The 12608-nt window shown below is 74.8% G+C and carries 9 protein-coding genes; 7 read left to right on the top strand and 2 right to left on the bottom strand.

Translation table 11 applies throughout. The annotated features are described in order from the left end of the window. Positions 1-27: 27 nt before the first annotated feature. The gene (locus ACSMXW_RS04460) at positions 28-1167 is read right to left on the bottom strand and encodes a DODA-type extradiol aromatic ring-opening family dioxygenase (protein ID WP_485804160.1); all 1140 of its coding nucleotides are present in this window, start codon (positions 1165-1167) and stop codon (positions 28-30) included. A 426-nt stretch (positions 1168-1593) separates the two neighbouring features. Between ACSMXW_RS04460 and ACSMXW_RS04455 the strand changes: the two genes are divergently transcribed. Both ACSMXW_RS04455 and ACSMXW_RS04450 read left to right on the top strand, forming a co-directional pair. After that, entirely contained in the window at positions 1594-2343 is a 750-nt protein-coding gene (locus tag ACSMXW_RS04455; protein ID WP_485804159.1) for an alpha/beta fold hydrolase, read from the top strand. 11 nt (positions 2344-2354) lie between these two features. Next, a complete protein-coding gene (locus tag ACSMXW_RS04450; protein WP_485804158.1) occupies positions 2355-3080 on the top strand; it encodes a GntR family transcriptional regulator in 726 nt (241 codons plus the stop codon). Between the two features lie 475 nt (positions 3081-3555). Here ACSMXW_RS04450 and ACSMXW_RS04445 read toward each other — a convergent pair whose 3' ends face one another. Then, positions 3556-4368 (bottom strand): SAM-dependent methyltransferase, encoded by an 813-nt coding sequence (locus ACSMXW_RS04445; RefSeq protein WP_485804157.1) that lies wholly within the window; start codon positions 4366-4368, stop codon positions 3556-3558. Between the two features lie 228 nt (positions 4369-4596). Between ACSMXW_RS04445 and ACSMXW_RS04440 the strand changes: the two genes are divergently transcribed. The 5 genes from ACSMXW_RS04440 to ACSMXW_RS04420 all read left to right on the top strand — a co-directional run bounded on the left by ACSMXW_RS04440 (position 4597) and on the right by ACSMXW_RS04420 (position 12539). Next, positions 4597-4800, top strand: a complete 204-nt coding sequence (locus ACSMXW_RS04440; RefSeq protein ID WP_485804156.1) for a DUF2997 domain-containing protein — start codon at positions 4597-4599, stop codon at positions 4798-4800. A 154-nt stretch (positions 4801-4954) separates the two neighbouring features. Continuing rightward, complete coding sequence (locus ACSMXW_RS04435; protein ID WP_485804155.1) at positions 4955-6502, top strand: AAA family ATPase; 1548 nt, start codon at positions 4955-4957, stop codon at positions 6500-6502. A 6-nt stretch (positions 6503-6508) separates the two neighbouring features. Further along, on the top strand, positions 6509-8581 hold the full coding sequence (locus ACSMXW_RS04430; protein WP_485804154.1) for a hypothetical protein: 2073 nt from the start codon (positions 6509-6511) through the stop codon (positions 8579-8581). Continuing rightward, positions 8578-10920, top strand: coding sequence for a WD40 repeat domain-containing protein (locus ACSMXW_RS04425; RefSeq protein ID WP_485804153.1), 2343 nt, complete (start codon positions 8578-8580; stop codon positions 10918-10920). Before ACSMXW_RS04430 ends, ACSMXW_RS04425 begins: the two co-directional genes overlap by 4 nt. Beyond that, a complete protein-coding gene (locus ACSMXW_RS04420) occupies positions 10917-12539 on the top strand; it encodes an Hsp70 family protein (protein ID WP_485804152.1) in 1623 nt (540 codons plus the stop codon). Before ACSMXW_RS04425 ends, ACSMXW_RS04420 begins: the two co-directional genes overlap by 4 nt. The last annotated feature ends 69 nt before the right edge of the window (positions 12540-12608 follow it).

Here is a 12608-nt window from a genome sequence, read left to right as displayed (position 1 = left end):
CCGAGGGCTCGGCCCGCCTGGTCCGGCTCAGCCCGCACCGCCGGGTTCGTTCTTGACGACCTGCCAGGCCGACAGCGCCAGCAGGGGATGGGCGCCCAGTTCGACCGGGCGGTCGAAGCCGTCCGCGGCGAGGGCCTCGCGCTCGGCCGCGCTCAGGCCGCTGGCCTCGATCGCGGCGGGGCGGTCGGCGGCGAACCGGCCGCGGAACTCGCCCTCCGTGATGATCCTGCGCAGGAAGCGGTTCAGCGGCAGGCTCCTCGGCTCCGGGAAGCGGTAGTAGACGTAGTCGTCCTGGGTGAAGGTGTGCCCGCCGTACCTCGGCAGCTCGCGCCGGTCCGCCGCCGCGTCCGCAGCGGCCCCCTCCCCGCCCGGCAGCGCGGGGACGAACTGCACGACGCCGTGCCCGTGGTGGGACAGCTCCTGGTACGACAGCAGCGTCCCCGGCACCCGTCCGGTGATGCCCAGCATCACGCACCAGGTGAGCAGCTCGCTCTCGCCAACCTCGTCCAGGTTCACGGGCGTGAGGTCCAGCAGGTCGTCGTAGCGGCCGGCGGCGGTCTCCTGGATGATCCAGCGGTCGAAGGCGTAGTTCGGCTCCATGTAGCGGGCCGTGCCCGGGAAGTGGGACATGCCGCCGCTCGCGATCACCGCGATCCGCTCGGGCCGGTCCGCGAGGGCGTCGGCGATCGCCCCGCCCAGCGCGAAGCAGCGCCGGGGGCTCGGGATCGGCGGCAGGTAGGTGTTCACCAGCAGCGGGATCACGGGGATGTCGCGGTCGCCGAGGATGTACTCGAACGGGGTCAGGAACGCGTGCCCCAGCTCGGCGTCCTGCGAGTAGGTCAGGTCGAAGTCCCGTGCGACGACGCCCTTGAGCAGGTCCACCGCCAGACTCGTGTGGACCCGCTTGCGCCGGCGGAAGCGGGTGTACGCGGCCTCGCACTCCTCGGAGATGACCAGCGTGAAGGTGGGCACCGCCGCCAGCCAGAAGGTCTCCAGGTGGTCGATGCCGACCACCAGCACGGCGTCGGGACGCGTCTCGTCGAGCACCTTCGCGAAGGTGCCGAGCGCCTCGGTGCTCCTGTCCAGCTTGTCGAGCTCCTCGTACGGGGGCCGGCTCAGCAGTTGCGGAGCGTGCACCGCGGCCGCCGCGGCGACGATCTCGGCCATCTCTGCACTCCTCGTCTCTCCTCGGCGCCGCTCCCCGGCTCCAAAGCCCGGGCCACGCCGGCGGCGTCCGGTCCCGAGTCGCCCGACCTCGCGCACGCTAATCGTCAACAATTTTGTCGTCAAGGCATCGACAGGACGTGCTCAGAGGTGCCGATGGCGGTTCGGGACCGTCTGGAAGGTGGTCCTGAAGACGGTCGGCGGACGGGACTCTGCTGGGCTGTGATGGCCTTTCAGGTGCCGGACGCACCCGAGGGCCGGTAGCTGTGCCCCCTGGGCAGGGCCTCCGGAGCCGCCGGGACCCTTCCCTGGACAAGCTCCTCGCGGATTGGCAACAATATTGCGCGAACGAGCTCCGTGATCGTGACCGTCGACGGCTCCGCCGCCCGGCGCGCCGCGGCGAGTTGTCCGACCGAAGGGACGCGGACTGTGATTTTCGTGCTGGTGCCCGGCGCCTGGCACGGCGGCTGGTGCTGGAGCCGGGTCGCCCCGCTGCTGCGGGCCGCGGGCCACGAGGTGTACACGCCCACCCTCACCGGCGTCAGCGACCGCGCTCACACCCTCAGCCCCTCGGTCGGCCTCGGCACCCATGTCGAGGACGTCGTCAGGCTGCTGGACGCGTACGACCTCACGGACGTCCACCTCGTCGGGCACAGCTACGGCGGCCAGGTCGTCTCCCAGGTGGCCGGGGAACGCCCCGGGCGGCTGGCGCGCCGGATCCACCTGGACGCCTTCGTGCCGGACGACGGCGCCGCCGCCATCGACCTGCTGCCGGCCGAGGTCGCCCACCACTACCGCGAGTCGGTGCGCGACGCCGGGTTCGGCTGGCTGATCCCGCCCCGCCCGCTGACCGTCCTCGGCGTGACCGACCAGGCGGACGTGGACTGGCTGACCGAGCGGCTCACCCCGCACCCCTGGGCGACGTACCGCGAGCCCGTCCGCGTCGGGAGCGACGCCGCCTCGGTGCCCGGGACCTACATAGACTGCACCGACTGGCTCGGCGTCTTCGCGCCGTTCGCGGACAAGGCCCGCGCGCTGGGCTGGGACGTGCACCGGCTGGCCACCGGCCACGAGGCGATGGTCACCGCGCCCGCGGAGCTGGCGGCACTGCTGATGGCGGGGGACGGCGCCGGGTCCGCGGCCCCCGCGCCCGGCCCGCCCGCGGCCCGGGCGGAGTAGGGGACACGGGCATGACACGGCTGGCGCACCCGCACGACCGCCCGGCGGAGTCCGCGCGCCCCAACCCGCCGGCGGGGCGGGCACAGCCCGTCGACCTGGTCGACCGTATCCGGCTGGCCATCGCGCACGGCGAACTCCTCCCCGGTCAGCACCTGGTGGAGCACGACCTCGCGGCACAGTTCGGCGTCTCGCGCGGCGCGGTGCGCTCCGCGCTGGTGGTGCTCGACGCGGACGGCCTGGTCACGCGCTCGCCCAACCGCGGGGCGCGGGTGCGCCCCATCTCGCTGGCGGAGGCGGTCGAGATCACCGAGCTGCGTGCGGTGATCGAGGGCCTGTGCGCCGCGAAGGCCGCCCAGCGCGCCACCCCGGACGAACGCGCGGAACTCCGCCGCATGGACCACCGCATGCGGCTCGCCGTCGACGCCGGCGACACCGCCGCGTACAGCCGGCTGAGCCAGGCGGTGCACCAGGCGATCCGGGAGATCGCGGCCCAGGCCACCGCGGTGGACGTGCTGGACCGGCTGCGGTACCGCAGCGTGCGCTACCAGTTCAGCGTGGCCCGCCTGCCGGGCCGGCCCCAGCGGGGCGCCGAGGAGCACGCCGCGGTGGTCCGCGCCGTCGTCGCGGGCCGCGCCGATGAGGCGGAACACGAGATGCGCGCGCACCTGGAGAGCGTCATCGGCGCGCTCTACGACCTCGGCACGCATGGCGTGGTGTACGACATCCCAGACGCCTGAGCCCCGAACGGGCGCACGCCCGGCACCACGGCGCCCGATAGGGGCGCGGGGAACTGCGCGAGCAACCACAGTGCCCCCGCACCCGCCCGCCGTGGCGGGCCCCTTGCGGTCTCGTGCTCGGCCGCAGGCCGGTGGTGGGCTGGTCGCGCAGTTACCCGCGCCCCTGGGGTGCCGGGGTTGTCCGATACAGGCGGTGCCTCTGGGGTTGCCGGGGTTGCCCGGTACCGATGGCGCCTCTGGGGTGCCGGGGTCGCCTGGTGTCGGCGGCGCCCCGATGGGGGCGCGGGGAACTGCGCGAGCAACCACAGTGCCCCCGCACCCGCCCGCCGTGGCGGGCCCTCGCGGTCTCGTCGCCCACCACCACCCGGTGGCACCGGACCACCCGGCGGTACGGACCACCCGGCGGTACGGACCACCCGACGATACGGACCACCCGGCGGTACGGACCACCCGGCGGTACCGGTTTTCCGCGCCCCTAACGGGGCGCCACGCGGCCCACCCCCGCATACATCGGCGCCATCCCGTCGTGCTGCTCCTCGTCGGCGAGTTCCGTGTGCCACTCCCCGACCAGGACGAGACCGGGGTCCACCATGTCGAGCCCTGCGAAGAACCGCTCGACCTCCGCACGGGTGCGGGTCACCAGGGAGATGCCCCCGGCCCCGTACACGTTCACGGCCTGCTGCATGCTCTCGCCGTGGAAGTCGGCCGTGAGCTGCGACAGCACGAGATGGCTGCCGGGCGGCAGGGCGTCGAGCAGGGTGCGCAGGTGTTCGTGGGCGCCGTCCTCGTCGGTGATGAAGTGCAGCAGCGCGATCACCGACAGGGCGATGGGCTCGTCGAAGTCCAGGATCCGGCGGGCCCGGTCGATGATGGCGGCCGGTTCGCGCACGTCCGCCTCGACGTACTCGGTGACCCCCTCCGGGGTGCCGTGCAGCAGCGCGGCGGCGTGCGCGAGCACGATGGGGTCGTTGTCCACGTACACCACCCGGGCGGCGGGCTCGAAACGCTGGGCGACCTGGTGGAGGTTGGGCTCGGTCGGTATGCCGGTGCCGATGTCCAGGAACTGGCGCACGCCCGCCTCGCGGACCAGCCAGCGGGTGGCCCGCCGCATGAACGCCCGGTTGTCCTTGGCCCCCCGCTTCGCCAGCGGCGACAGCTCCAGGATCCGCTTGCCCAGCTCCTCGTCGACCGGGTAGTTGTCCTTCCCGTCGAGCAGCCAGTCGTAGACCCGCGCGGGGTGCGGCCTGCTGGTGTCGATCCGTCTGACGGAGGACTCGACTCCGGTCATGCACAGCTCCTTGAACGATCCGGGGCGGAGGTGCAGTGTGCCACCGGTTGGACCGGAGATCGGCGGAATACGGGGTTCCACGCCCGGTGCCCGTCGGGATCCGGCCACTGGCGGTTCCCGGGCCGCACGGGCGGGGACCACTCCCTGTGGCGTGCGTCAGACTGGGCGCGATCCGGGAACGCCTCCCCTTGATGGAGGGGAACGTCTTCTCCGATGGAGGGTGCGCTGATGGCCGAGGAGAGCGTGGAGATCGTCATCGCCGCGGACGGCACCGTGGAGATGAGCGTCCACGGTGTGGCGGGCATGCGCTGCGTCGCGGACACCGACCCGCTGGTCGAGCTGCTCGGCGGCGGCGTCGAACACCACCGCCTCACCGAGGAGTCCTACCAGCAGGCCGAGGACGAGCAGCAGGACCGCCTGTGGCAGGCCTGACCCGCACGCGCGGCACCGGCACGCCCCGCGGCACCGGCACGCCCCGCGGCACCGGCACGCCCCGCGGCACCGCCGCGAGCCGCGGCACCCGCAGTGTCCGGAGCGGCGCGCCCCGAGGCGGCCCCGTGCGGCCGGGCCGGAAGGAGAGCTCCGAGTGAGCAGCGTGGGCATCCATGACGAGATCAGGCTCTACCTGCGGGCCAGGGTCGCGCTGATCGTCCTGGTCACCGTCGAGGAACTGCGGGCGCTGGACGTGCTCGATGAGGTGCGCCGGCACCGCGACCCCGCGTCCGACCTGGTCACCTGGGACCTCGCGGACGGCCTGGAGTCCGCCGCGGGCCGGCAGCTGCCGAAGGCGGTCTCGCCGCCGGACGCGCTGGCGAAGATCCAGGAGCTGGCGCTCAAGGATCCCGCCCGCAGGGACCTGTACGTCCTCAAGGACTTCCACGCCTTCTGGGACCGCGACCCCGCGGTCCGGCGGCGGCTGCGCAACCTCGCCCACAAACTCGTCTACACCGGCTCCTCCCTGATCGTCACGACGCCCGTGCGCACCGTCCCCGAGGAACTGGGCGACGACGCCGTGGTGGTGGAGATGCCGCTGCCCGAGGCCGACGCGCTCCGCCGCGAGCTGGACCACCTCATCGACAGCACCAAGGGCGTGAAATCGACCCTCACGCCCGCGGGCCGCAGCAGGCTCGCGCAGGCCGCGCTGGGCCTCACGGCCGCACAGGCCCGCCGCGCCTTCGCCAAGGCCATCGTGCGCGACGAGGTGCTGGACGACCGGGACATCGCCGCCGTGGTCGCCGAGAAGAAGGCCGTCATCCGGGAGAACGAGGCGCTGGAGTTCTACACCGCCGAGGAGACCCCCGACGACCTGGGCGGTCTCGACGTGCTCAAGGAGTGGCTGCGGCTGCGCGAGCGGGCGTTCTCCGACGCGGCGCGGGAGTTCCGGCTGCCCGCGCCCAAGGGCATGGCCCTGATCGGCATCCCCGGCACCGGCAAGAGCCTGACCGCCAAGATGATCGGCGGACTGTGGCGGCTGCCGCTGCTGCGGCTGGACGTCGGGGCGCTCTTCGGATCGCTGGTGGGGGAGTCGGAGGAGCGGGTGCGCAGGGCGCTCAGGCTGGCCGAGACCGTCTCGCCGTGCGTGCTGTGGATCGACGAGGTGGAGAAGGCACTGGCGGCCGGCGGGCACGACGGGGGCACCTCCCAGCGGGTCTTCGGCACCGTCCTGACCTGGATGCAGGAGAAGACCGCACCGGTGTTCGTGGTGGCCACCGCCAACGACGTCAGCGCGCTGCCCCCGGAGACCCTGCGCCGCGGCCGGTTCGACGAGGTGTTCTTCCTGGACCTGCCCACCGAGGAGGAGCGGCGTGAGATCATCACCGTCCACCTGCGCAAGCGCGGCCGCGCCCCGGAGGCCTTCGACGTGCACCGGCTGGCCAGGGAGTGCGACGGGTTCGTCGGCGCCGAACTGGAGCAGGTGATCGTGGACGCGATGTACGAGGCGTTCGCCGACGAGCGCGACATCACCACCGACGACGTCGTCCGCGCGGCCGCCAGGACCGTGCCGCTCAGCAGATCCCAGCGGGAGACCATCGAGGACCTGCGCGCCTGGCTGCGCGAGGGCCGCGCCCAGTCGGCGTCCTTCTCCGGCGCCGCACAGGCGGCCCGCCACCAGGTGCCCGTGCTGGAGGTGTAGGGGCGGATGGCTCTCGACGACGGCACGGGCGTGGCCGGCCTGGTGCGCGCGGCCGCGCGGCGGCACACGCCGGGACCGCCCGGGCCCAAGGCGCGCCGGGCCTGGCGCCGCCTGGTCCGGCTCTGCGCGCAGGGCGACCCGGCGGCCCAGGACGCCCTGCGCGAACTGGCCGCCCGGCCGCCGGCCACGCCCGGCGCGCTGACCGACGACGACGTCATGCACCTGCTGGCCGCGGCGCCCGGCGCGGACGCCGACCGTGCCGCGTACCTCACGCTCGTCGGCCAGGACGACCAGCGCCGCGCCCTCGACCCGGACGGCACCCTCCTCGCGCTGGCCTACCGCGCCGCGTCCCCGGACGTCCGCGCCCGGCTGCGGGCCCTGCTCGCCGCCGACGGCGACGGCGGCCTCGTCCGGGTCGTGGTCACCGGCGAGCGGCGCGACCGGCTCGCCGAGCTGGGCCACGACGAACTCGACTACCTGGGCCGCCATCTCGCCGAGCGCGGCGACTGGCACGAGCTGCGCCGGCTCGCCGCCGACCTGCCCCTGGCTGGGGCCGCGGCGATGGCCCGGCTCCTGCCCGAGGCGGAACGCGGGCACGCCGACCACTCCGGGGCGGACCTCGCCGGCGGGCGGCGCGCCCCCGGCAACCCGGAGCTGCTGCGGGCGCTGGCGGCAAGCTCGCCCGGCCGGCTGCGCGCCGTCGTCGGCCGGCTGCCGCGCCGCCATCTGACCGCCCAGCACGTCGGCAAGGACGCGGTGTGCGTCTCCTTCTCCCCGGACGGCGCCGAGATGGCCGTCAGCCACGCCGCGTGGCGGGCCGACGAGGACGCGGTCGGCCACCTGGACCGGTACCGGCCCGACAAGGTGCACATCGACGTGCTGACCCTCGGCACCGGCGAGACCGAGCGGCGCCACACCGGCGGCAGCGACCGGCTCTGGGAGCACCCGATCGTGCACTGCGGCCGTGACATCGTCCTGGACGCCACCCGGGCGGGCGGCCCCGATCTCACCCGGGTCTCTCCCGGCCTGCTCACCCACCACCGGCTGGGCGAGCCCGGCGCGGCACGGCCGCGGGGACTGTGGCGGTCCAGCACCGGGGCCATGGCGCTCACGGCCACCGGGCTGGCCTTCGCCGACCAGGACGGCTCCGGGATCCGCCATGTGCCGGTGGCACCGGACGCCGGGCCTGACTGGCCGGGCATCCTCGGCGTGGCGGGGGCCGGCCAGGCACCGTCCGCGTCCGCCGGCGAGCTCCCCGGCCCGGTGCTGGCCACCCTGCCGTCCGAGGGTCTCATCGCGCTGCTCGGCGGCACCCGCCTCCACCTGCTGAACGAGCGCGGCGAGCTGCTGCACGGCACCGAGGAGGACATCACCCCCGGCATCGCGGACGTGGCGCGCCCCGCGCTGGCCTTCCTCTCGCCGACCACCGTGGCCGTGCACTACTACGGGCGGGCTGCCGACACCCTGGAGAGCGGTCAGTTCACCGACGTCTGGGAGTTCCCGCCGGACGGCGCCGCCCACCGCACCGTCCACCACAGGGGTCCCGTGCGGGAGCGCTGGCCCTGGCCCGAGTGGCAGGAGAGGTTCGCCCGGGGCCTCAGCCCGAACGACGCCTTCGCCCGCCGCATCTACACCTCGCACCCCAACCCGTTCTGGGACATCGACGAGGACACCCCCTGGCTGCAGCGCTGGTCGGGCCCCAACCCGCCCTCGATCGCCGGCACCGGCCTGATCTTCCACGGCATGGCCCCCTTCGGCGACATGTTCGTCACCGGCGCGCAGAGCGCCGGCCACGGCCACCACCTCTTCGTGCACAGCCCCCACCTCCCCGCCGCACGCGCGCTCCTCGAACGGCCCCTCGCCCACTGCACCCCGGGCGACCTGCACCAGGCGCTGCGGCTGAGTGCCCGGATCGGGGACCCCGAGGTGCGTGACCTGCTCGGACTGCTGGGCAGCGCCCTCGCCGAGCGGTTCGGCGGCGACATCGCCCTCGGCACCGGCGAGGCCGCCCCGGCGGGGCCCACCGACCTCGCCCTCGGCGGCTCACGGCGCGCCGGCGGACCAAAGACGGAGGCGTGACGGCGATGCACCTGTGGACGGCGGCCCTGATGCTGCGGCTGCCCCTCGGCGAGGGTTCACCGCGTACCGGGCGGGCGCTGCGGACCGTGCTGCGCGCCGCGGACGACGGGCGGCCCGCGGGGGTGCGCGCGGTGGCCCGCGCCCTCGCCGCGCGGGGCCCCGAGGCGGTCTGGTGGGCCTGGCTGGACCCGGCCGTGTCGGGCCCGTCCCCGCAGCGCTGGGCCTCGCCCCTGCTGCGCCGGCCGCCCGTGGCGCCCGCCACGGCGGACGGTCCGCCGTACGGCCCGTCGGCGCTGCCCGACTTCCTCGTGAACGAGGCCTGGCGGGAGTGGCTGCACGACCACCACCCGACCCTGTGGTCCCTGCTGAAGCAGTGGGACCGCCCGTCCACCGACGCCGACCCCGGCCGTCGGCTGCTCAGCCGGCTCGCGCTCGGCCATCCGGGCGTGACCCTGGACAGCCGGCTGCTCGCCGGCACGGCCCTGCGGTTCGACCACCCCGTCGGCGCGCCCGCGCGGGAGCGGCTGCTCACCCTGGCCGACACCGAGGCCGTCGACCTGTTCTGCGCCGGGGCCCACCGGTCGCCCGCCGCGGTCGCGTTCTGCGTGGCCCACCACCTCGCCCCCTCCGACGAGATCCGCAGGGCCGTGTTCTTCGTGCGCACCGGACAGCACGAGCAGTACCGGGCGCAGGACCCGGACGGCGCGCTCCTCGCCCTCGGCTACCGGGCCGCCGGCACCGAGGAGCGGGCGGCGCTGCGCGGCGCGATGACCGCCCTGGGCGACCTGGACACCCTGCGGGTGCTCGCGGGGCGGCGCGTCGGCCACGACTTCGCCTCCCTCACCCGGCAGGAACGCGCCTTCCTGGTACGGCGGCTCACCGACCGCGCGGACTGGCCGGGCCTGTGGCGCCTCGTCCCGCTGATGCCGCTGGCCGAGGCCGTGGCGACCACCCGGGCCTTCGGTCCCTGGCGGCCGCCGGGCGAGGAGGACCGGGCGCTCTTCACAGCGCTGCGGGACGCCGACCCGGCGACGATCCGCTACGGTCTCGGCGCGCTGTCCACCCTGCCGTCCACGCTGGAGGCCGTCACCGTCGCCGTGGGCGCCCGCATGGGGGCCGGATTCACCCTGCACGACCTGGACTTCTCCCCGGACGGCCGGCAACTCGCCTTCGTCGGCGGCGCACGGCGGCGGTCCTGGGCGGGAACGGTGGACTTCGGCACCCGGAAGATCGCCGTGCTGCACTCCGCCTTCCCCTTCCGCGTCACCCGGATCGCGCACCTCGGGCAGGACACCGTCCTCGTCGCCGAGGACTACTCCAACCAGAACCCGTCCGCGCCCCCCGACGCCAAGAAGCTCCACCTGATCGATCGCGAGGGCGCCGCGGAACTGCCCTTCGAGGCGGCCCACTACCTCGGCCTGGAGCGGATCGCGGGCGACCGCGCGTTCGTCGCCGCCGTGCAGGGCGCCTCGGCGGCACGGGGTGCCGAGTACGAGCTGTTCACGGGGGCGGGGCCGGCCCGGCCCTCCGACACCGGGGCGCTGCGGCGGACCGCCCGGTTCTTTCCCTGGGCAACCGCGGTCGACCCGTCGGGACGGCGCGTCGCGGTGCTCGGTCCCCGGCACGCCGTGCTCGCCGACCTCCCGAAAGGGACCGTCGACGAACTGGCCAGCGGCCCCGAGAAGGGCGTCATCGGCCGGCCGCTGGGCGCCCTGTCTCCCACCGCCCTGGTCCGGGTCACCCCCGGGGGCCACCTGGACCTCTGGCACGAGCCGCTGACGAAGGGCCGGCTGCCGCGCACCCGGCGCGTGTGGGACAACGGCACCAGCCCTCAGGCGCTCGCCTGGTCGCCCGGGCTGAGCCGCTTCCTGGCGGTGACCGACACCCACCTGGAACTGCTGTCCGTGCCGCCGCGGGCGACGCACAAGGTGCCCGCGGAGCTGGTCGCGCAGCGCATGGAGCTGGCCGGGACCGGGGGCAGGGCGGGCCCCGTACGGCTCTCCCCGGACGGCACCCGGCTCGCCGTGGGCCGCCCCTACGGCACCGTCGACGTCTACGACCTGACGCCCCGGCCGTCCGCCATCATCGAGCCCATGGGCCTGATGGGGCGCGAGGACCTCGCCGAACTCACCGCGCTGCGCGCCGAGCGGGACCTCGGCCCCAGCTTCCACAAGGCGCTGCGGCTGCTGCTCGCCTGCCTGGAGCACCGCTTCCGGCACGACATCGGCATCGGCGACACGGCCGGCCCGCTCGCCGCATCGGACCACGACATCGCCCTCGGCGGCGTCCCGGACGCCCACCGGGCCCCCCGCCCCGGCCACCGCCAAGGAGGCGCATGACCACCCGTATCGGTCTCGACTTCGGCACCGCCAACACGGTCGTGGCGGGCTGGGACCCCGAGCACGGCCGCGGCGTGCCGATCCCGCTGCCGGGCATCGACGTGCTGCGGGACGCCGGCCGGGGACCCACCCAGCGCGTGGTGCCCTCGCTGATCGCATACGTCGACGACGGTGCCGACGGCACGACCCGCCGGCTCGGCGCCCAGGTCACGCCCGAGCTGGCCGAGACCCCCGGCGTCACCGTCTTCGCCTCCACCAAGAGCAACGTCTCCGGCCGCGCGTACGACGCGCCACGCCCGGTCGGCGACCAGAAGATCACCGGACGGCAGGCCGCCACCCGGTTCCTCGGCGACGTCATGGCCCTGGCCGTGCTCGCCGTCGAGGACGACGACCTGGAGATCGTCGCCACCGCGCCCGTCGAGTCCTTCGACGCCTACCGCGACTGGCTGGTTCGCGAGGTCCGCGAGGGGCTGCCCACCGCCCGGCTGCGCGTCGTCGACGAGGCCACGGCCGCCGCGGTCGGGTACAGCGCACGCCTCCAGCCCGGCGACGCGTTCGCCGTGGTCGACTTCGGCGCCGGCACCCTGGACATCTCCGTCGTCCGGGTGCAGGAGCCCGACGCGGTGGGCTCCGGCGCCGGGGTGCGCACGCTCGCCAAGAAGGGGCTCGACCTCGGAGGCAACACCATCGACGCGCTGCTCGCCGAGCACGTCCTCGCCGGCCTGCGGCTGCCGCCCGGGGACCAGATCGGCCGCAACACCGTCTTCCGCCGCCTGCTGACATCCGCCGAGCAGGCCAAGCGCGCCCTCGCCACCGCCGGCGAGGCGGTGATCAGCGCACGGGACGCCCGCGATCCCGCCACCGTGCACCGGAGGACCGTCACCCGCGGCGAGTTCGACGCGCTGCTGCGCGACAAGGGCGTGCTGCGCCGCGTCAACCAGGCGCTGCGCGCCACCCTCGACGCCGCGGCGGCACGCGGCTACGGCACCGCGGAGATCAGGCATGTGTTCCTGGTCGGCGGGAGCTGCCTCATCCCCGCCGTGCAGGACCTCGTCCACCTGCACTTCGACCCGGAGGTGGTGCACCTGGACCGCCCGCTGGAGGCGGTCGCCGCGGGCGCCGCGGGCATCGCGGGCGGTGCCGAGCTGTACGACCACATCCAGCACGACTACGCCATCCGGCATGTGGATCCGGCCACCGGCACCTACGAGTTCGAGGTGCTCGTGGCGGCGGGCACCGCGTATCCGACGCCTGAGCCGGTCAGGACGCTCACCGTCAAGGCGGTGCACGAGGGGCAGCGGCGGCTGGGGCTCGCCGTCTACGAACTGGCCCACGCGACGTACCGGGACTCCAGCGCGGAGCTGGAGATCGCCTTCGACGCGGGCGGCGGCGCGCGGACGGTGGCGGTGACGCCGCAGCAGCGGCAGGAGCGGGCGATGCTGTGGCTCAACGAGGAGAGTCCCACGTTCCTGGTGGCCGACCCACCGGCCGCGGCGGGGGAGGAGCGGTTCCGCCTGGAATTCCGGGTGGACGCCCAGAAACGCCTCACGGTCACCGCGTACGACCTGCGCCGCCACCTCCGCATCCTGGACACCCAGCCGGTGGTCCGCCTGTCATGAGTCACGTCGACCAGTTGGGCACGGGCAGCCGGAAGGGGCGCGGGTCGTGGGGGCCGGCACCTGGTACCC

It is taken from the genome of Streptomyces sp. DSM 116793 (assembly GCF_057320905.1).
This window is presented reverse-complemented; position numbering and strand designations above follow the sequence as displayed.

Bases quoted from the DNA above. Each gene is read 5' to 3' on its own strand.
- ACSMXW_RS04460 (WP_485804160.1), bottom strand. From the start codon at position 1,167: ATGGCCGAGATCGTCGCCGCGGCGGCCGCGGTGCACGCTCCGCAACTG.
- ACSMXW_RS04440 (WP_485804156.1), top strand. From the start codon at position 4,597: ATGGCCGAGGAGAGCGTGGAGATCGTCATCGCCGCGGACGGCACCGTG.
- ACSMXW_RS04450 (WP_485804158.1), top strand. From the start codon at position 2,355: ATGACACGGCTGGCGCACCCGCACGACCGCCCGGCGGAGTCCGCGCGC.
- ACSMXW_RS04420 (WP_485804152.1), top strand. From the start codon at position 10,917: ATGACCACCCGTATCGGTCTCGACTTCGGCACCGCCAACACGGTCGTG.
- ACSMXW_RS04445 (WP_485804157.1), bottom strand. From the start codon at position 4,368: ATGACCGGAGTCGAGTCCTCCGTCAGACGGATCGACACCAGCAGGCCG.
- ACSMXW_RS04430 (WP_485804154.1), top strand. From the start codon at position 6,509: ATGGCTCTCGACGACGGCACGGGCGTGGCCGGCCTGGTGCGCGCGGCC.